The organism is Pelagibius sp., from assembly GCF_028281305.1.
In the GTDB taxonomy this organism is placed as follows: domain Bacteria; phylum Pseudomonadota; class Alphaproteobacteria; order Kiloniellales; family Kiloniellaceae; genus Pelagibius.
Map to the genome: position 1 here is coordinate 53,149 of NZ_JANQKD010000003.1, position 19,882 is coordinate 73,030.

A 19,882-nucleotide genomic window follows, 5' to 3' on the forward strand; every position below is an offset into this window, starting at 1 on the left:
AGCCTATTCCGCTGCCGCGATCGGTTCCTTGGCGCGCTTCTCGCGGGCGGCGGATTCCCGCTGGGCCTTGGCAACGGCCGCCTGGGCGGCTTCCGTATGGGCGAACATCTCCAGCCTCTCGTCTTCGCCGTGGTCGGTTACCGGCGTTAACGCCAGGTCCGTGTAGTCCTTGCTGGCCGGGTCCCGTTTGATCTGCTGGCACTTGAGCCAGAGCCTGAGGGCAAAGCCGGCGAAAGGAACATAGGTGCGCAGAACCTCCCAAACCCGGCGCGGGTAGAACACCAGGGGAGATTCGAGAGGCAGCCCCGAGCGGCGCTGCGTACGCACCTTGCGCCGGATGTATCCACCCTGGAGCGGGTGCACCTTCTCGTAGCGGATGCAGCCGGCGAACTGCAGGGCGTGGGCCCAGATACGCTCCGGTTTATTGCCGCTGACGATGATCCGCCGCATCAGCGTCTCCAGGTGTTCATCGGAGTAGTAGAGCTCCCAGGCCTTGTTGTAGATGCCCTGCCACTCTTCCTTGGTCATCAGGGAGTGCCCGGTGCAGACGTGCTCCAGGTCGTAGATGTTCATGTCGGGGTCCATGGGGACCCCGTTGAGGTAGAGGTTCTTGTGATCCTCGGAGCCCGGCAGCGGCGTCAGGCAGAAGAACTCCAGGATATCGATGGGCAGCTCGCGTTTGATGACCTCGATATCATGGGCGATCTTCTCCGGCGTATCGGCGGGAAAGCCCAGAATGTAGCCCGCATAGGTCAGGATCTGGTGATTGCGCCACTCCTGAAGCATCAGCCGGTACTCGGTGATGCGGTTCTGGCGCTTCTTTGCCGCCATCAGATTGTCCGGATTGATGTTCTCCAGGCCGATGAAGACCCGCGCGACGCCGGCCCGCTTGGCCTTGGCCACGAAGTTCTCGATCTTGTGGCAGAGCGTATCGACCTGAATGATGATGGAGAACGGCAGGCCGGTCTCTTCCTTCAGGTCGCCCAGCCGGTCGAAGATCGCCTCCCAGTTCTTGTTGCGGGCGAAGTTGTCGTCGGTGATGAAGAAGCGGGTGATGCCCTGCTCGATGTTCGCCCGCACCAGGCGTTCGACATCGTCCGCCTCGCGGAAGCGCGACTTGCGGCCCTGGACGTTGATGATGGTGCAAAAGCTGCACTGGAAGGGGCAGCCGCGCCCGGCATCGAAACAGGCCACCGAGCCCCCGTAGCGGCGCACCAGAGACTCCGGCAGGTAGGGCGTGGGTTCGTTGTCGATCCCCGGCAGATCGTTCATGTAGTTGTAGATCGGCTTCAGCTCTTCGTTCAGCGCATCGCGGTAGAAGTGATGCAGCCGTCCCTCGCCCTCCCCGGCATAGAGCGTGATGCCCAGGTCCAGGGCCTCCTGCAGGTCCGGCGGAAGCTCGGGCAGCATGGACAGGCAGCCGCTCGGATGGAAGCCGCCGATCGCCACCTGAATGCCCTCGGCGCGGAACTGACGGGCGATGTCCATGGCGCGCGGAAACTGATTCGACTGTACGCCGACGAGGCAGACCACCCCGCGGACGCCGGGCGTCGTCATGCGTTCGACGATCTGCTTGATCGGTATGATGGTGTTGGTCTCATCGTAGGCGTTCAGTTCGACCTCGACGTCATGGCCGAGGAGCCTGCGGTCGATGATATCAAGCGACAGTCCGTAGAGACTGGAGAGGGTGTTGGACGGCACCCAGGCCTTGGCCCATTGGATCACATAGCCGTCGTCGTCGTAGTGCGACGGCTTAATGAGCTCCACGATGAAACGCCGCATTGAACCGCTCTCAGTCATGCCGCCCCCCAAGTCCGACTTGCCCAGTCAGAATTACCCCATTGCGGGCGCGAAATACAGGCTGAAGCGAAAGATTGGCGCGATCAGCCCCATTTCCGGCGCACCAGGCCGGGAAAGAGCCGCCGCAACGGCAATTAAGGGTTAGAAGACCCCGGCTTGTGTCCGGGCGGTACCGGACCCGGGCGACTCCGCGCCGGCCGGGGGCCGGCGCAGAAGACCTGGGCGCCCGTGGCCTACTTGACCGTGACGGTGATCCGCTCGGACATCACCGGCGGGTTGTGCGGAATATGGCTCCAGTCGCCCAAAACAAGCTGAAGCGTGTGGGTGCCGGGGGGCAGTTCGACCGTCGCCTCGGTCTGTCCGCCGCCGAAGTGGATGTGCTTGTCATCCGCGGGGATCGGCTCGTTCAGTTCTTCTCCTTCGATCGCCTCGTTGATGATCAGATGATGGTGCCCGGTGTTTTCCTTATCGTCCACGCCGGCCGGCGCGACGCCCATGCCGGAGAGGCCGAAGCGGATGGTGACCGGTGAAGAGATCGTCTGACCGTCCTGCAAATCGATGAAATAGACCCTGGCATCGGGCGGCGCCGGCGTCTCGCCGGCAAGAGCGGAACCGGCTGCCAACACCACGGTGGCGGCGATCACGGGAATGCGCATGGAATAACCTCCCATATAGTCTTAGGCTCATGACCGGCGTGGCCATGATCTGAAGCGAAAACACCCAAAGACCGGAATTTATTCGCGTGGCAGTCGAAAGATCGGCGCAAGACAGCATGAAGGAGCTGCTGGAGGGCTTCTATCCCCGCCTCTGGCGGTACTGCCTCGCCTTGACGCGGGACCTCCCGGCAGCGGAGGACCTCTGCCAGGCCGCCTGTCTCAAGGCACTTGAGAGTGCGCATCAATTCCAGGCCGGAACGCATGCAGACCGATGGGTTTTCAGCATTGCCAAGAACCTCTGGTACAACACCTTGAGGGCCGAGAACGTGCGCCGGGGCGGCGGGCTGGTACCCAGCGACGAACTGGCTTTGCCGGCGCCTGGAACGGACGCCGAAACGAATTTTTTCCATGCCGAGGTGTTAAAGGCAGTGATGGACCTGCCCGAGGCGCAGCGCGTGACGGTGTTCCTGGTCTATGTGGAGGGCTTTTCCTACAAGGAGGCTGCCGAGCACCTGCACATCCCGATCGGGACCGTCATGAGCAGGCTTGCCGCGGCCCGCAGCAAGCTTGCCGCCCTCAAGGCCACCTCGGGCGCGGCCAAACAACGGACCCTGTGACGGATCATGGATAGCAGGTCGATCACCGACGAAGAGTTGGTTGCCTTCCTGGACGGGGAACTCCCGCCCGAGCAGGCAAAGGCTGTCGAGCAGGCCTTGCGCGACGATCCGGCGCTGCGCGCGCGGCTGGATGCCCTGACCATCGACACCGACACTGTGAAGTCCGCTTTCGACAGCCTGCTTCCCTTGGCGCCGGGCCACGCGGAACCGGCTCCTAAAGACAGCCCCTCCCAACCCTCCAGCCGCGCTCTGGGACCGCTCGTGAGCCGCAGGGCGGCTATCGCCGCGAGCCTCGCCGCCGTTGCCGCCATCGGTTTCGCCGGCGGCCGCCTCACTGCCCCGATGCAGAGCGAAGACTGGCGCATGGCCGTCGCCGAGTATCAGCTGCTCTATCGCAGCGAGACGCTGACCCATCTCGATCCAAGCCCGGCGGAGCTCGAAAGCGAGCGGGCAAGGGTCGTCGCCGAACTGGGCCTGGATATCGACGGCACGGCGCTGCGCAACGTCAGCGGCCTGCGCTACCGCCGGGCCCAGATCCTCGGCTACGAGGCGGCGCCGCTCGCCCAGTTTGCCTATCTCGACAGCCGGAACCGTCCGGTGGCGTTCTGCGTGACCCCGACCGAGGCCGCCAGCCGGCCGCTGGAGACGCAGAGCTTCAAGGGGCTCGCCGCCGTGTCCTGGATTGCCGACGGCTTCGCCTTTCTGGTGATCGGCGACGTCCCGCCAGCGCTGCTGGACCGCGCGGCCCGTGACCTTTCCGCATCCCTCGCTCAGGCCTCTCGGACCAAGAGTTCCTGAGCGGCAGGGCGAGCACCGCCTCGGAAAGCGAAGAGCGTCAGATCGCCGTCAGCGGCTCGTAGGCTTCCGGCCGCCGGTCGCGGAAGAACTGCCAGAGGTTCCGCACCTCGCGGACCATATCCATGTCCATATCGGCGACCACCAGTTCGTCCTTGTCCTCGCTGGCTTCCACAAGGAACTCGCCGCGCGGATTGACGACGTAGCTGGAGCCGTAGAACTTGCCGATGTTCCACGGAGCCTCGGTGCCGACGCGGTTGACCGCGCCGATGTAACAGCCGTTGGCGACAGCGGAGGCCGGCTGTTCCAGCTTCCAGAGATACTGGCTGAGGCCGGCCACGGTGGCCGAGGGATTGACGATGTACTCGGCCCCGCTCAGAGCCAGGGCGCGCCAGCCCTCCGGGAAGTGTCGGTCGTAGCAGATGTAGACGCCGAGCTTGCAGTAGGCCGTCTGGAACATCGGCCAGCCGGAGTTGCCGGGTTTGAAGAAGAACTTTTCGTAGAACCCGGCGACCTGCGGGATGTGGGATTTGCGGTACTTGCCGAGGTAGCTGCCGTCGGCGTCGATGACGGCGGCGGTGTTGTAGTAGACGCCGGTGATGTCCTCCTCATAGATCGGAACCACGATCACCATGGAGTGCTTCTTGGCGTACTCCTGCATCAGTTTGACCGTCGGGCCGTCGGGGACCTTTTCCGCGGCGCCGTACCACTTCACGTCCTGGCTGGGACAGAAGTAGGGCTGGTTGAAGACTTCCTGCAAACACAACACCTGGACGCCCTTGGCGCCGGCCTCGTCGATCAGCGGCAGATGCGCTTCGTTCATCCTGTCGCGGATGGTTTCCGGGCTTTCCCCCGTATCCGCCTTCAGAGCCATCTGAATAAGGCCCGCCCGCACCGTCGCCATCGCTTGCTCTCCCTCTGCAATGCGCCCCGGTTTTCCCGCAGCGCCATCTGTCCTGCAGAAGATTTGACCATTTGGTCAGGAAGTGATGCAAGGCCCTATTCGCCCGGCGCCGGGCCCTGGGCCTTCGGTGCGCTGGCCGAAAACCGGGCGAAAGCACGAAAAGCGGACTCGCATCGGGCTGCGACATGATGCAAAATTGACCAAACGGACAGGAAATCCAAAACAGGGACAGGCACAAGGAGGGACAGCAGTCATGGCGATCTTGATCAAGGGCGGCACCGTGGTGACGGCCGACCACTCCTATCGGGCCGATGTGCTGACCGAAGCGGACAAGATCGTCGCCATCGGCGAGAACCTGGAGGCTCCCTCCGGCGCCGAAGTCATCGACGCGGGCGGCGGCTACGTCATGCCGGGCGGGATCGATCCCCACACCCATATGGAACTGCCCTTCATGGGCACGGTGGCTTCTGAGGACTTTTTCACCGGGACCACCGCCGGCATGGTGGGCGGCACGACGATGATCATCGACTTCGTCATACCCAACCCCCAGCAGGACATCATGGAGGCCTATCACACCTGGCGGGGCTGGGCGGAGAAGGCCGCGGGAGACTACTCCTTCCACGTCGCCATCACCTGGTGGGACGAGACCGTCAAGGAAGCCATGGGGACCCTGACCCGCGACCACGGGGTCAACTCCTTCAAGCACTTCATGGCCTACAAGGGCGCCATCATGTGCGATGACGAGGTGCTGGTGAACTCCTTCACCCGGGCCCGCGAGCTGGGCGCTATCTGCACCGTCCATGCCGAAAACGGCGAGTTGGTCTTCCACCTTCAGAACGAGATTCTGAAGAGCGGCATCACAGGGCCGGAGGGCCATCCCCTCTCCCGCCCGCCCGAAGTCGAGGGCGAAGCCGCCAACCGCGCCATCCGCGTTGCCCAGGTGCTCGACGTGCCGCTCTACATCGTCCACAACTCCTGTATCGAATCCCTGCAGGCCATCACCCGGGCGCGCAACGAAGGCCAGCGCGTCTTCGGCGAGGTCCTGGCCGGTCACCTGCTGGTCAACGACGAGGTCTACCGCAACCCGGACTGGGATTTCGCCGCGGCCCACGTGATGAGCCCGCCGTTCCGTTCCAAGGAGCATCAGGACGCGCTCTGGCGCGGCCTTCAGGCCGGCATGCTGCAGACCACGGCGACCGACCACTGCTGTTTCTGCGCTCCGCAGAAGCGCATGGGCCACAACAACTTCACCCAGATCCCCAACGGCACCGGTGGGGTCGAGGACCGCATGCACGTGCTCTGGCACCACGGGGTGAACTCAGGCCGACTGACGATGAACGAGTTCGTGGCCATCACCTCCACCAACGCCGCCAAGATCTTCAACATCTATCCGCGCAAGGGCTCCATCTCCGTCGGCGCCGACGCCGACATCGCGATCTGGGACCCGACCAAGGAGCGCACGATTTCCAAGGACACGCACCATCAGAACGTGGACTTCAATATCTTCGAGGGAATGACCGTCAAGGGCATCAACACGGTCACCATCAGCCAGGGCAAGGTGGTCTACCAGGACGGCGAAGTCCGCACCGAACGCGGTGCGGGGCGCTACGTCAACCGGCCGACCTTCGCGCCCTACTACGACGCTGTGAACCGCCGGCGCGAGGCAAAGACGCCGGTGGCGGTGAACCGGATGTAGCCCGGATGTAGCAACGGGTCGGACGCCGCCTAAACGCAACGACAGACAGGTGGCGAAACACCGCAAACAAGGGAGCTAGGGGGATGACTTCTCGAATTTCGGGGAACGGTACAGTATTGGCAAAACGCGGCCTGCGGCGCCGCACGGTCGTGCAGGCCGGCGCGGCGGCTCTGGTGGCTGCAGCCGTCTTTGGACTTTCCGGCGGCGCGGCGCAGGCGGAAAAGCTGAAAGTCGCCGGAATCTACACGGTGCCGATTCAGCAGAAATGGGTGGGCACCCTGCACCGGGCGCTGACCGCCGCCAAGGAACGCGGCGACATTGAGTACAGCTTCTCGGAGAAGGTGCCCAACACCGACTACGTCCGGGTGATGCGCGAGTACGCCGAGGGCGGGGTCGATCTGGTGGTCGGGGAGGCCTTCGGCATCAGCCGGGAGGCCCGCAAGGTGGCCGACGACTATCCGGAGATCGCCTTTCTTATGGGCGACCCGGGTGTCCCCCATGGCAAGAACTTCTCCGTCTTCGACAACTGGATCCACGAGCCCTGCTACCTCATGGGCATCGTCGCCGGCACCATGACCAAGACCAACAGAATCGGCATGGTCGGCGGCTTTCCCATCGGCGAGGTGAACCGGCTGTTCCACGCCTTCATGGAGGGCGCGCGCTCGGTCAATCCGGACGTCGAGTTCAAGGTCTCCTTCATCGGCTCTTGGTACGACCCGCCAAAGGCCAAAGAGTTTGCCTTCGCCCAGGTCGAGGCCGGGGTGGACGTGCTCTACGCCGAGCGGGCCGGCGTGGTCGACGCCGCCCGCGAGAAGGGGATCATCGCCTTCGGCAACGTGAACGACATGAACAAGGCCGAGAACGGCACCGACGTGGTGGTCGCCTCGGCCCTCTGGCACATGGAACCGGCCATCGACTATGCCATCTCCCAGGTGAAAGCCGGCACCTTCACGGCCGAGAACTACAAGGAATGGACGATGATGAAGGCCGGCGGCGCCTCCCTCTCTCCGTTCTACGAGTTTGAGGACAAGATCCCGGCCGAAACCAAGGCGAAGATCGACGCCCTCGCTCAGCAGATCAAGGCTGGGGACTTCGTGGTGCAGACCAACGACGACGAACCCAAGTCGACGTTCTGACCGGACGCCTTACGGGATCGGGGCAGCGGCGTCAGTGCTGTCCCGACCCCGCAGAAATCGATCATCGGGGGATCTGACGATGGCGCAGGCGCAAGCGTCCGCCGCTGCCGCCACCGGCGCTGAGCCGGTGTTGCGGCTGTCCGGCATCACCAAGCGCTTTGGGGCGCTGGTCGCCAACGATGCCATCTCCCTTGGGTTGGGGCGCGGCGAGATCCTGGCCCTGCTGGGAGAGAACGGCGCCGGCAAGACCACCTTGATGAGTATCCTCTTCGGTCACTACCTTGCCGACGAAGGCGAGATCGCGGTCTTCGGCGGAGCCTTGCCGCCAGGCTCCCCCAAGGCCGCCATCGCCGCCGGGGTCGGCATGGTGCATCAGCATTTCACCCTGGGCGAAAACCTCACCGTTCTCGACAACATCGTGCTGGGCACGGAACCGCTCTGGCGCCTGAAGCAGAACCGCGCGGCCGCGCTGCGCCATGTCGAGGACCTGGCGGCGCGCTTCGGCCTGCAGGTCGAGAGCCGGCGCCTTGTGCGCGACCTCTCGGTCGGCGAGCGTCAGCGGGTGGAGATCCTGAAGGCGCTCTACCGCGGCGCCCGCGTCCTGATCCTCGACGAACCCACCGCGGTGCTGACGCCACAGGAGGTCGAGAGTTTCTTCGCAACCTTGAAGACCATGGCGGCCGAGGGGCTCTCCATCATCTTCATCTCCCACAAGCTGAACGAGGTGATGGCCATTGCCGACCGCGTTGCTGTGCTGCGTCAGGGCAGGCTGGTGGCCGACTTCCCCATCGCCGAGGCCTCCCGCGAAGGGCTCGCCGAGGCCATGGTGGGGCGGGCGGTCGCCTTGCCCGAACGCAGCCGCCTGGAGCCGGGTGCGCCTCTGCTGCGAATGGAAGGCGTCGGACTGCGCGGTGCAGAGGGCAAAGTATCGCTTGAGAATCTCGATATAACCCTCTGTGAGAAAGAGATTTTCGGAATTGCCGGCGTTTCCGGCAACGGGCAGGCCGCCCTCGCGGCCCTGATCTCCGGTCTCGATGCCCCGACGGCGGGGCGCTTCGAGATCCTCGGCGATGCCATCGCCGAGGCTTCCCCTGGCGCCATGCTGAAACGCGGGGTCGGGCGGGTGCCGGAGGACCGTCACGCAACCGGCGTCGTCGGTGACTTCACGGTGGAGGAAAACCTGGTACTGGAAGCCTATGGCGGAGACCGCTTCTCGCGCTTCGGCTTCGTCAAGGGAGTGGCCCTGCGCCGCAACGCCGAAGAAAAGATCGCCGCCTTCGACATCCGCGGCGCCGATGCGACCACGGCTACACGCAGCCTTTCCGGCGGCAACATGCAAAAGGTCATCCTCGCCCGGGTCCTGGACCAGAAGCCACGCATCATCCTCGCCAATCAGCCGACCCGCGGGCTCGATGTCGGCGCCGCGGCGGCTGTGCAGGCTCTGCTGTTCCAGGCGCGGGCCGAAGGCGCGGGCATCGTCCTGATCTCCGAAGACCTCGAGGAGCTGCTGCAGATGTCCGACCGCATCGCGGTGCTCTACCACGGGCGTCTCTCCGCACCCGTCCCTGTGGAAGAAGCGGATCTCAGAACCCTTGGCCTTATGATGGCCGGACACGGTACGGCAGAGCATTCGGACGAGGGCCGCCATGCGTCTTGAGCCCCGCGCCCATGTGCCGCTGTGGCTGAACCTGGCCGCTCCGCTGACGGCAATCGCCCTGGCCTTCCTGCTCTGCGGGCTGCTCATCGCCTGGGCCGGCGCGCCGGTGCTGGCCGCCTACGGCGCCCTGGTGAAGGGTGCGCTGGGCTCGGTCTTCGCCCTGAGCGAGACTCTGACGCGCGCGGCACCACTGATCTTCACCGGCCTGGCGGCCGCCGTCGCTTTCCGGGCCAAGCTCTGGAACATCGGCGGCGAGGGCCAGCTCTATGCCGGCGCGCTGGCGGCGACCTATGTCGGCACCGGGCTCGTCACCCTGCCGCCCCTGCTGATGGTGCCCTTCCTTTTCCTGGTCGGTGCGCTTGCCGGCGGACTGCTGCTGCTCCTGCCGGTGATCCTGAAGCTGAAGCTCAAGGTGGACGAGGTGGTGACCACCCTCCTCCTCAACTTCGTCGTCCTGCTCTTTGCCAACTACCTGCTCTTCGGGCCTTGGAAGGACCCCCTGGCCATGGGCTGGCCTCAGGCGGCGCCGATCATCGACGAGGGCGTACTCTCACCCCTGATTCCCCGCACCCGCCTGCATTCCGGCCTGCTCTGGGCGGTCTTCTTCGCGGTCGCAGCCTGGGCCTTCATCCGCTACTCCAAATGGGGCTTCGAGATCCGCGCCGTCGGCAACAACCCGGAGGCGGCGCGTTTCGCGGGCATTCCGATGGGTGCGACCGTGCTGCGCACGGCGCTGCTCTCCGGGGGTCTCGCCGGCATGGCCGGGGTCTGCGAGCTGGCGGGCCTCAAGGGTTATCTCACCCTCGATATCTCGCCCGGCTTCGGCTACACGGGCATCGCGGTGGCCATGCTGGCGGGCCTGCATCCCCTGGGTGTGATCGCCGCGGCGATCTTCGTCGCCGCCATCTACAACGGCGCCGACGCCATGAGCCGGGCCATGTCGATCTCCAACTATCTGGCCGATGTGCTGACCGCGACCGCCCTGCTGCTGGTGCTGGCGAGCGTGCTCTTCGTGCGCTACCGGCCCCGCCTGCGCTAAGGGGCCGGAGCGGCATGGACATCCTGGAGATCTTCGTCTCGCTGGGCTTCTGGGCCGCCCTGGTGCGCATGGCCACACCGCTCATCTTCGGCACCCTGGGTGAGCTGATCTGCGAGCGCGCAGGCGTTCTCAATCTCGGTATCGAGGGTATCATGACCCTGGGGGCCATGGTCGCCTGGATGTGGGTCTACCAGGGCGGCGGGCTGTGGTCGGCGGTGCTGGTGGCCGCGGCCTTTGGCGCCCTCTTCGGCCTTCTACACTCCGGCTTCAGCGTCTACCTCGGCGTTTCCCAGCACGTCACCGGGATCGGCATCACCCTGCTGGCTTCTGCTCTGAGTTACTTCGCTTTCCGCATGCTGCTGCCTGATGTCACCACGCCGCCGAAGATCGACCCCTTTCAGCCTTATCCCGTTCCGGGCCTGTCGGAGCTGCCCTTCCTCGGTGAGGTCCTGTTCACTCAGAGCCCCCTCACCTACCTGGCCTTCGCGCTGGTGCCCCTGGTCGCCTACGGCCTCTACCGCACGCCGCTGGGTCTGGCCGTGCGCATGGTGGGCGAGAACCCCATGGCCGTTGAGGCCCAGGGCATCGACGTCCACCGCCTGCGGACCGGCGCCGTCATGCTGGGCAGCGCCTTCATGGCCGTCGGCGGCGCGTTCCTTACCATTTCGGTCTTCGATGCTTTCTACATCGGCATGATCAACGGCCGCGGCTGGATCTGCGTCGCCCTCGTGATCTTTGCCTCCTGGCGCCCGGGCAAGGCCTTGCTCGGCGCGCTGCTCTTCGCCGCCTTCGAAGCGCTGCAGATTCGCGTGCAGCAGTCCGCCTCGGCCTTTATCCCCTATCAGTTCTTCCTCATGATGCCTTATGTTCTCAGCATCCTGGCGATGATCGTCATGTCGCGGCGCGCGGCCTACCCCAAGGCCCTGCTGGTCCCCTTCCGCAAGGGCGAACGGTAAGGTGCGCTCGCCCTTCAAGACGGGCCTGCCGGCCCTCCTCAGGACGAGGCTCACACCTCGCCTCGTCCTGAGGAGCCGCGTCAGCGGCGTCTCGAAGGATGGGTACTCGATCGGAGAGATGTGATGCTCGATCTCATTGTCCGCAACGCCACCCTGCCCGATGGCGCAAGCGGCCTGGACATCGCCGTCCAGGACGGCGTCATCGCCGAGGTGGCACCGGCCATCGCGGCGGAGGCGGCTCTCGAAATCGACGCCCAGGGCTTTCTCGTCACGCCGCCCTTTGTCGACAGCCATTTCCACATGGACGCGACCCTCAGCCTTGGCCTGCCGCGCCTGAACCAGAGCGGCACGCTGCTGGAGGGCATTGCCCTCTGGGGCGAATTGAAGCCGGACCTCACGGTGGAGGCCTTAAAGGAACGCGCGCTGGCGCTCTGCCGCTGGTCGGTCGCCAAGGGCACGCTGGCGATCCGCAGCCATGTCGATATCTGCGACGACCGCCTGCTCGCCGTCGAGGCGCTGCTGGAAGTGCGGGAGACGGTGAAGGACGTCATCGACCTGCAGCTCGTCGCCTTCCCGCAGGACGGCTACCTGCGCTCCCCGACTGCGCGGGAGAACATGCGCCGCGCCCTCGACAAGGGCGTCGACATCGTCGGCGGCATCCCCCATTTCGAGCGCACCATGGCCGAGGGTGCCGAGTCCGTGCGCCTGCTCTGCGAGCTGGCCGCCAAGCGGGGCCTGCGGGTCGACATGCACTGCGACGAGACCGACGACCCCAACTCCCGCCACATCGAGAGCCTGTCCTACGAGACGCAACGCCTGGGCCTGCAGGAGCGGGTGACCGGCTCCCACCTCACCTCCATGCACTCCATGGACAACTACTACGTCTCCAAGCTGATGCCGCTGATGGCCGAAGCTGGGGTGAACGCGGTGGCCAATCCGCTGATCAACATCACCATCCAGGGCCGTCACGACAGCTACCCCAAGCGCCGTGGCATGACCCGGGTGAAGGAACTGCTGGCCCAGGGCATCAACGTGTCCTTCGGCCACGACTGCGTCATGGACCCCTGGTATCCCCTCGGCAGCCACGACATGATCGAGGTGGCGCAGATGGGCCTCCACGTCGGCCTTATGACCGGCGTCGAGGAACAGAAGGACTGCTTCGCCGCGGTCACAGAGAACGGCGCGAAGACCCTGGGGCTGGAAGGCTACGGCCTCACCCCCGGCTGCAACGCGGACATGGTGATTCTCCAGGCCGGCGACGTGCTGGAGGCCCTGCGCCTGCGGCCCGTCCGCCTCACCGTCATCCGCCGCGGGCGGGTGGTTGCGGAGACCCCACCGGTGAAATCGCAGTTGAAGGTGCTGGGCAATGAAGCTATCGACTTTATGAAACATTGATACCTGATTGAGGAAGTCCCTTGTCCCAGCTCGACCTTGCCTTCGTCCGCTCCCAGTTTCCCGCTTTCTCCGATCCCTCCCTGAAGGACTGGGCCTTCTTCGAGAACGCCGGCGGCTCCTATGCCTGCGGCCCGGTGATCGAGCGGCTGACCCGCTTCTATCGCGAAACCAAAGTGCAGCCCTACGGCCCCTTCCCCGCCTCGGAGCGCGCGGGTGCGGAGATGGATGAGGCGCGGCGGCGGCTCGCCGGCTATCTCAACGTCGCCGAGGACGAGCTGCACTTCGGCCCCTCGACCACCCAGAACACCTACGTTCTGGCCCAGGCCTTCCGCGAGATGCTGAACGACGGCGACGAGATCGTCGTCACCAACCAGGACCACGAGGCCAATTCCGGCGCCTGGCGGCGCTTGGCGGACAGCGGCATCGTGGTGCGCGAGTGGCAGCTGGACCCGGAGAGCGGCGAGCTCGATCCGGCTGCGCTGGACTCGCTGCTCAGCGACAAGACTCGTCTGGTCGCCTTCCCTCACTGCTCCAACATCGTCGGCCATGTGAATCCGGTGACGGAGATCGCCGCCAAGGCCCATGCCGCCGGCGCGGTGGTCGCGGTGGACGGCGTCTCCTACGCGCCGCACGGCTTTCCCGACGTGGCCGCCCTGGACGCCGACATCTATCTCTTCTCGCTCTACAAAACCTACGGGCCGCACCAGGGCCTGATGACGGTAAAGCGGGACTTGGCCGAACGCCTGCCCAACCAAAGTCACTTCTTCAACGCCGACAAGATCCTGAAGAAGCTGACGCCCGCCGGCCCCGACCATGCGCAGATCGCCGCCTCCGCCGGAATCGCCGACTACTTCGATGCCCTCCACGCCCGTCACTTCGCCCACACCGTCGAAGGCGATGAGGCCGACGAGGCCGAGCGCGGCCGCCGCGTCCATAGCCTGATGGAGGCCCAGGAAAAGGCGCTGCTGGCGCCCCTGCTGGACCACCTGCGTCAGCGCAACGACATCCGCGTGCTCGGCCCCACCGATCCGGCGGTGCGCGCGCCGACGGTGGCGATCCATCCCAAGAACAAGCCGGCGCCGGAGGTTGTCGAGCGCCTACGGCACCACAGGATCGCCGCCTGCGTCAGCAACTTCTATGCCTACCGTCTGGTCCAGGCCATGGGCATCGACCCGGAACCCGGCGTGCTGCGCCTTTCCTTCGTCCACTACACCAGCCCGGAAGAGATCGAGCGGCTGATCGAGGCCTTGGACGAATCGCTCTAGGGCGGCCTCGCTCCTGACCATATGCGCGAACACGTCTTCAGCAGACCTGAAGACGCTTGAACTTTCTGCTTCGGACTCCCGACACATCGGCGGCGTCACCTGTCTTTGACGTCTCTACTGAGGAGAATCCGAACCATGAACCTACGTAACCTGATCTGTGCGGTCCTGGGGTGCCTTTTTCTGGCGCTGTCCGTGACCGCACAGGCTGAACCCATTTCTGCAGATGCTTCTCTGCAGCAGTTGGAGCCGGTAGCAACCGCGGTTGATCTTGCCGGGTTCACTGTGCTGGCCGAGTTGGAGAACACGAAGAAGCGTGTTTTTGAGCGCCGTTCGCCGCCCGGCGGCGGTGATCAGGCTCCGCAGTCCCTCAAAGCCCCCATGACCGGCGAGGTGGAGTTCGACGCCTGCTGCGACAACTGCAGTAAACCGGGGGGATGTACCGGCTGCAACTCGGGACCCGAAGGATTGAACTGCGGGAAAGGGCTGATCGCTGCCGACTGCCAGGTGGTCAATGACGATGTAACCTGCGTCAAGAAGGATTGACGTCCATCTCTATCGTCATTCCTAAAAAAGGGGGAGCGCCAAAGCGCTCCCCCAACCCACCCCTCTATACTTCGGGACTTACATGCCGTTGGCCTTTTCCCAGACCGCGTGGGTCCAGGCACCTTCCGGCTTCTTGGTGATGACCGGCGTGGAGGCATTGGCCAGCAGCGTATCGACAGTGCGGTCGTAGTCGCCGGGCTCCAGGTAGCCGAGGCCCTTGGCCGAGCCTTCCAGCAGCTTGGCGATCTCGCCCATCATGCGCCGCTGGTGCTTCTCGGTCTGGGCGCCGGTCTCGTCGTTTTCCAGCACGATGTCGGCGGCTTCCTCGACGTTGTTCTTTGCGTACTCCCAGCCTTTCAGAGAGGCGGCCACGAAGCGCGCCATCTTGTCCACGAAGGCCGGGTCCTGAAGGTTCTCCTCCAGGACGTAGAGGCCGTCCTCCAGGGTCGCGACGCCCTGGTCCTCGTACTTGTAGACGATGAGGTCGTCAGCGCCGAGCCCGGCGTCGATGATCTGCCAGTACTCGTTGTAGGTCATGGTGGAGACGCAGTCAGCCTGCTTCTGCAGGATCGGGTCGACGTTGAAGCCCTGCTTCAGCACCGTCACGCCCTCGGGCCCGCCGTCGGTCGGCAGGCCGAGCTTGGCCATCCAGGACAGGAAGGGGTACTCGTTGCCGAAGAACCAGACCCCCAGGGTGCGCCCCTTGAAATCCGCCGGGGAAGTGATGCCGCTGTCCTTGCGGCAGGTCAGCATCATGCCTGACTTCTTGAAGACCTGGGCGATGTTCACCAGCGGCACGCCCTTCTCCCGCGACGCCAGGGCCGAAGGCATCCAGTCGATGATCACATCGGCGCCGCCGCCGGCGATCACCTGCGGCGGAGCGATATCCGGCCCGCCCGGCTTGATGGTGACGTCGAGCCCGGCCTCTTCATAGAAGCCCTTGTCCTGGGCGACGAAGTAGCCGGCGAACTGCGCTTGGGTCACCCACTTCAACTGCAGCGTCACCTCGTCGGCCGCCGCCGCCGTGCCGGCCGTCAGCAGCAGGCCCGCCCCCGCCGCCAGTGAAATCAGTTTTCTCATCTTGCCTCTCCTCTTCTCTGAGTCTCGTTTCTTGCTCTTGAGGTTTCTCTCCCTAAACGCATCCCAAATCCTTGATCTTCCATCATTATCGATAGGAGGGATGCCAGAACGTCGCGGCCCGCTCGGCCAGAGCCAGCAGGCCGTAGAACAGCGAGCCGGCCACGGCCGCCACGGCGATGGTGGCCCAGACCATCTCCACGTTCATGCGGCCGATCTCAGTGGAAATCCGGAAGCCCATGCCGACGATCGGCGTGCCGAAGAACTCCGCCACGATGGCGCCGATCAGCGCCAGCGTCGAGTTGATCTTGAGGGCGTTGAAAATAAAGGGCAAGGCGTTGGGCAGCCTGACCCGCACCAGGGTCTGCAGGTAGCTCGCCCCATAGGAGCGCATGAGGTCGCGCTCCATGGCCTGGGTGGCATGCAGACCGGTGATGGTGTTCACCAGCATCGGGAAGAAGGTCATGATAACGACGACCGCCGCCTTGGACTGCCAGTCGAAGCCGAACCACATCACCATGATCGGCGCGACGCCGACAATGGGCAGGGCCGAGACGAAATTGCCCAGCGGCAGCAGGCCGCGCTGCAGGAAAGGCACCCGGTCCACCAGGATCGCCACCAGGAAGCCGCTGCCGCAGCCCATAAGGAAGCCGGTCAGTACCGACTTGATGAAGGTCTGGTAGAAGTCGGCGATCAGCGTGTCCGTGGAAGCCATGAAGATGGCCGCAATGCGCTCCGGCGAGGGCAGCAGCACCGTCGGCACGCCGAAGCCGGTCACTCCGACCTGCCAGAGATAGATCAACCAGGCGCCGAACAGGCCCGGCACCAGAAGCGCGGCGAAGCCTTTGCTGTCTCCCTTGCCCGCGGCTTCCGACAGCAGGCCGAGGGTGCGCCAGACCAGAAAGCCCAGCCCCAGGACGAAGACCCAGACCCCCAGGCCTTGAAGACCCACAGGCGCTTCGGCGCCCAGGACGGCGAACTGCCGGCTGATCGCCGCAAGCGGCACCCAGGCGCCGGCGACGCAGACCGCCAGCAGAATGAGGCCGACTGCGAGGCCACGGAGCGCCAGCGCTGCCTGTCCCGCTGCGGCCAAGGCGGCGATGCCGAGGCCAAGCAGAAGTCCGGGCTCCGCAAGCCAGGCCACGCGGTTGCCGATCACGTCCTGACCGACCGGCAGAAGAAGGGCGACGGCGAAACACAACAGGGCCAAGAGACAGGCGCCCTCTTCCTTCCAAGCGCGGCGCATCATGGCCGGACCCCCGTGCGCCGCAGCACCAGCCGCTCGACCATGCCCACGGCGGCCACCAGCAGCCCGGCCATGGCCGCGGCGGTGAGCAGCGCCGCCCAGATCTGCACGGTCTGGCCGTAGTAGGACCCCACCAGCAGCCGCGCGCCGATCCCTGCCGAGGCGCCGGTCGGCAGTTCACCCACGATGGCGCCAACCAGGGAGATGGCGATGGCGACCTTCAAGCTGGCGAAGAGGAAGGGGATCGACGAGGGCCAGCGCAGCTTACGGAACACCTGGCCGGTGCTGGCGCTGTAGGTGCGCATCAGGTCCATCTGCAGCGGGTCGGGCGAGCGCAGGCCCTTCACCATGCCGATGGTCACCGGAAAGAAGCAGAGGTACATGGAGATCAGCGCCTTCGGCACCAACCCCGTGAAACCGATGTTGCCGAGCACCACGATGATCATCGGCGCGATGGCGAGGATCGGTATGGTCTGGGAGGCGATCACCCAGGGCAGCAGGCTGCGGTCCAGGGTGTTCACATGGACGATGCCGACCGCAAGCGCGATGCCCAGCAAGGTACCCATGGCAAAGCCCAGCAGGGTCGAGGAGAGGGTCACCCAGCCGTGGTAGACGAGGCTGCGCTTGGAGGTCACGTTGCGCTGGAAGATCGACTTGTTCAGCTCCACCGCCACCTGATGCGGCGCCGGCAACACCGGACGCTCCATGGCCATGGCGTCTTCGGCCAAACGGGTGATGGACCAGTCTTCCCCCTGCCGCTCATAACGGTCGATCAACAGGGGCGCGTTCAGCCAGACGGTTCCCAGGTACCAGAGCGCGAAGATCGCCAGGCAGACCACGGCCAAGGGGCCGCTGCGGCCCGCGAAGATCCGGGACAGAAGCCCGGGCGACGGTCGTGCCGGAGCGCCGAGAGCCTCAGTCGTCATAGCTGTGCCCGGCCCGCAGCCCCTCGCGCACCCGGTGCGCGATCTCCGCGAAGTCCTGGCTCTCGCGGCTGTCGAGGGTGCGGTCCGGCGGCAGGTTGCAGTCGATGACGTCGATGATGCGCCCCGGGCGCGGCGACATGACGACGATCTTGGAGGACAGGAAGACCGCCTCGGGAATCGAATGGGTGACGAAGATCACCGTCTTGCCCGTACGCTCCCAGAGACGCAGAAGCTGCTCGTTCAGATGATCGCGGGTGATCTCGTCGAGGGCGCCGAAGGGCTCGTCCATCAACAACAGGTCCGGCTCGAAAGACAGCGCGCGGGCGATGGAAACCCGCTGCTGCATGCCGCCGGAAAGCTGCCAGGGGAACTTCTTCTCGAAGCCCTTGAGGTTCACCAGGTCGAGATAGCGCGCCGCCCGGTCGTGCCGCTCGGCGCTGCTCATACCCATGATCTCCAGCGGCAGCATGACGTTGCGCTCGACTGTGCGCCAGGGATAGAGCGCCGGCGCCTGGAAGACGTAGCCGTAGGCGCGGGCCTGGCGCGCTTCGTGGGGTGAGACGCCGTTCACGCTGATCTGGCCCGCGGTCTGGCGCTCCAGATCGGCGATGACGCGCAGCAGGGTGGTTTTGCCGCAGCCGGAGGGCCCGATGAAGGAGACGAAGTCCCCGGCGTTGACGGTAAGGTCGACCTCCGACAGAGCATAGACCGGCCCGTCCGCGGTCTCGAAGGTCAGGGAGAGGTTCCGGACGTCGATGACCGGCCGCGACCGACCTTCGGCCCGGTCCTCGGCACCCGCTTCCCTTGCCGCTGCCCCCGCTTCCTGCTGCATCGCCGCCTCTAGCGCCATCCTGTCATGCCCCTCTCACATCCCTGCTCCCTGTGGGGGCTTTGCGCCATTCCGGCCTGTTCGCCCGGAAAGGTCAAGCACTAGCCCGCTCCAGCATGGCATGCAGCAGCACATTGCAGCCCGCCGCCAGATCCTCCGGCGTGGCCGATTCGCTCTCGTTGTGGCTGACCCCGTCCTCGCAGGGCACGAAGATCATGGCGGTGGGCGCCACCCGGCTGATATAGCAGGCGTCGTGTCCGGCGCCGGAAATAATGTCCATGTTGCCGTAGCCGGCCGCCCCGGCCGCCTTCTTCACCGCCGCGACGCAGTCCGTATCGAAGGCGATCGGCGGCGAACACCAGATGTTCTCGATCGCCGCTTCGACGCCCACCGGATCGCAGATGCCGGCACAGGCCGCACGCAGTTCGCTTTCCATTTGACTGAGCGTCTCGTCATCGGGATGGCGCAGGTCGACGGTCATGAAGACCGAGCCGGGAATGGTGTTCCGCGAATTGGGGCTCACCTGCATCATGCCGACCGTGGTGACGGCATGGGGCGGATGGGCCAGGGCGATCTCGTTGATAGCCGTTACCAGCTTGGAGGCAGCCACCAGGGCATCCTTGCGGCGGTTCATCGGTGTGGTCCCGGCATGGGACTCAGACCCCGTCAGCGTCACCTCGAACCAGCGCTGGCCCTGGGCGCCGGTGACGACGCCGATGGTCTTTTCCTCCGCCTCCAGGATCGGTCCCTGCTCGATGTGGGCCTCGAAGAAGGCCTTCATCGGATGCTCGCCGGGCGTCTCCTCGCCCAGGTAGCCGATGCGCTCCAGTTCCTCGCCAATGGTCTTGCCGTCGACGTCGGCGCGGGAATGGCCGTAGTCCAGATCGAAGACCCCGGCAAAAACGCCGGAGGCGACCATGGCCGGGGCGAAGCGCGAGCCCTCCTCGTTGGTCCAGACCGAAACCTCAACCGGCGCCGCCGTCTCGATGCCGTGATCGTTCAGGGTCCGGATCACCTCCAGGCCCGCCAGCACGCCGAAGACACCGTCGAACTTGCCGCCGGTCGGCTGGGTATCCAGGTGACTGCCGGTGGCGACCGGCGGCAGCGAGGGATCGCTGCCCGGCCTGCGCGCGAAGATGTTGCCCATCTTGTCGACGGTGATGGAGCAGCCGGCATCCTGGCACCAGCGCACGAAGAGGTCGCGCCCCTCGCGGTCGAAATCGGTCAGGGCCAGGCGGCAGTTGCCGCCGGCCACGCCCGGGCCGATCCGGGCCATCTCCATCAAGGAGTCCCACAAGCGGTCCTGATTGACCGTGAGGTTCTTCAAGGTCATCGAAAAACATCC

18 protein-coding genes are annotated in these 19,882 nt (G+C 65.3%); 10 read left to right on the forward strand and 8 right to left on the reverse strand.

Translation table 11 applies throughout. The features are described 5' to 3' along the window. Positions 1–3: 3 nt before the first annotated feature. Entirely contained in the window at positions 4–1,782 is a 1,779-nt protein-coding gene (locus tag Q0982_RS00455) for a radical SAM protein (protein WP_299390783.1), read from the reverse strand. A 251-nt stretch (positions 1,783–2,033) separates the two neighbouring features. Beyond that, positions 2,034–2,456, reverse strand: coding sequence for a DUF4399 domain-containing protein (locus Q0982_RS00460; RefSeq protein ID WP_299390785.1), 423 nt, complete (start codon positions 2,454–2,456; stop codon positions 2,034–2,036). 86 nt (positions 2,457–2,542) lie between these two features. Here Q0982_RS00460 and Q0982_RS00465 point away from each other — a divergent pair, with 86 nt between their 5' ends. Next, complete coding sequence (locus Q0982_RS00465) at positions 2,543–3,073, forward strand: RNA polymerase sigma factor (RefSeq protein ID WP_299390787.1); 531 nt, start codon at positions 2,543–2,545, stop codon at positions 3,071–3,073. A 6-nt stretch (positions 3,074–3,079) separates the two neighbouring features. Beyond that, positions 3,080–3,871, forward strand: coding sequence for an anti-sigma factor (locus Q0982_RS00470; protein ID WP_299390788.1), 792 nt, complete (start codon positions 3,080–3,082; stop codon positions 3,869–3,871). A 37-nt stretch (positions 3,872–3,908) separates the two neighbouring features. Here the strand turns inward: Q0982_RS00470 and Q0982_RS00475 are convergent, their stop codons facing one another. After that, positions 3,909–4,772, reverse strand: a complete 864-nt coding sequence (locus tag Q0982_RS00475; RefSeq protein WP_299390790.1) for a nitrilase-related carbon-nitrogen hydrolase — start codon at positions 4,770–4,772, stop codon at positions 3,909–3,911. Positions 4,773–5,025: 253 nt separating this feature from the next. Here Q0982_RS00475 and hydA point away from each other — a divergent pair, with 253 nt between their 5' ends. From hydA to Q0982_RS00515, 8 genes are all read left to right on the forward strand, one after another. After that, positions 5,026–6,468: a dihydropyrimidinase gene (gene hydA / locus Q0982_RS00480; RefSeq protein ID WP_299390792.1), complete on the forward strand. Its 1,443-nt coding sequence runs from the start codon at positions 5,026–5,028 to the stop codon at positions 6,466–6,468. Between the two features lie 116 nt (positions 6,469–6,584). After that, positions 6,585–7,604 (forward strand): BMP family protein, encoded by a 1,020-nt coding sequence (locus Q0982_RS00485; protein WP_299390793.1) that lies wholly within the window; start codon positions 6,585–6,587, stop codon positions 7,602–7,604. Between the two features lie 79 nt (positions 7,605–7,683). Continuing rightward, on the forward strand, positions 7,684–9,261 hold the full coding sequence (locus tag Q0982_RS00490) for an ABC transporter ATP-binding protein (protein WP_299390795.1): 1,578 nt from the start codon (positions 7,684–7,686) through the stop codon (positions 9,259–9,261). After that, positions 9,251–10,300, forward strand: coding sequence for an ABC transporter permease (locus Q0982_RS00495; protein ID WP_299390797.1), 1,050 nt, complete (start codon positions 9,251–9,253; stop codon positions 10,298–10,300). Before Q0982_RS00490 ends, Q0982_RS00495 begins: the two co-directional genes overlap by 11 nt. Before the next feature lie 14 nt (positions 10,301–10,314). Beyond that, the gene (locus Q0982_RS00500; RefSeq protein WP_299390799.1) at positions 10,315–11,256 is read left to right on the forward strand and encodes an ABC transporter permease; all 942 of its coding nucleotides are present in this window, start codon (positions 10,315–10,317) and stop codon (positions 11,254–11,256) included. A 123-nt stretch (positions 11,257–11,379) separates the two neighbouring features. Beyond that, positions 11,380–12,651, forward strand: coding sequence for an amidohydrolase family protein (locus tag Q0982_RS00505; protein ID WP_322096917.1), 1,272 nt, complete (start codon positions 11,380–11,382; stop codon positions 12,649–12,651). 20 nt (positions 12,652–12,671) lie between these two features. Further along, positions 12,672–13,916, forward strand: coding sequence for an aminotransferase class V-fold PLP-dependent enzyme (locus Q0982_RS00510; RefSeq protein ID WP_299390802.1), 1,245 nt, complete (start codon positions 12,672–12,674; stop codon positions 13,914–13,916). A gap of 135 nt (positions 13,917–14,051) precedes the next feature. After that, positions 14,052–14,459 carry a hypothetical protein gene (locus Q0982_RS00515; protein WP_299390804.1) on the forward strand — a complete coding sequence of 136 codons (408 nt, stop codon included), beginning with the start codon at positions 14,052–14,054 and terminating at the stop codon, positions 14,457–14,459. A 78-nt stretch (positions 14,460–14,537) separates the two neighbouring features. Here the strand turns inward: Q0982_RS00515 and Q0982_RS00520 are convergent, their stop codons facing one another. The 5 genes from Q0982_RS00520 to Q0982_RS00540 all read right to left on the reverse strand — a co-directional run bounded on the left by Q0982_RS00520 (position 14,538) and on the right by Q0982_RS00540 (position 19,870). After that, complete coding sequence (locus Q0982_RS00520) at positions 14,538–15,539, reverse strand: ABC transporter substrate-binding protein (RefSeq protein ID WP_299390806.1); 1,002 nt, start codon at positions 15,537–15,539, stop codon at positions 14,538–14,540. A gap of 85 nt (positions 15,540–15,624) precedes the next feature. Next, entirely contained in the window at positions 15,625–16,785 is a 1,161-nt protein-coding gene (locus tag Q0982_RS00525) for an ABC transporter permease (RefSeq protein WP_299390808.1), read from the reverse strand. Continuing rightward, the gene (locus tag Q0982_RS00530) at positions 16,782–17,708 is read right to left on the reverse strand and encodes an ABC transporter permease (protein ID WP_299390810.1); all 927 of its coding nucleotides are present in this window, start codon (positions 17,706–17,708) and stop codon (positions 16,782–16,784) included. Before Q0982_RS00530 ends, Q0982_RS00525 begins: the two co-directional genes overlap by 4 nt. Next, a complete protein-coding gene (locus Q0982_RS00535; RefSeq protein ID WP_299390812.1) occupies positions 17,698–18,558 on the reverse strand; it encodes an ABC transporter ATP-binding protein in 861 nt (286 codons plus the stop codon). The genes Q0982_RS00530 and Q0982_RS00535 overlap by 11 nt, the downstream gene beginning before the upstream one ends. Positions 18,559–18,631: 73 nt before the next feature. Next, positions 18,632–19,870, reverse strand: a complete 1,239-nt coding sequence (locus Q0982_RS00540; protein ID WP_299390813.1) for a Zn-dependent hydrolase — start codon at positions 19,868–19,870, stop codon at positions 18,632–18,634. Positions 19,871–19,882: the final 12 nt, after the last annotated feature.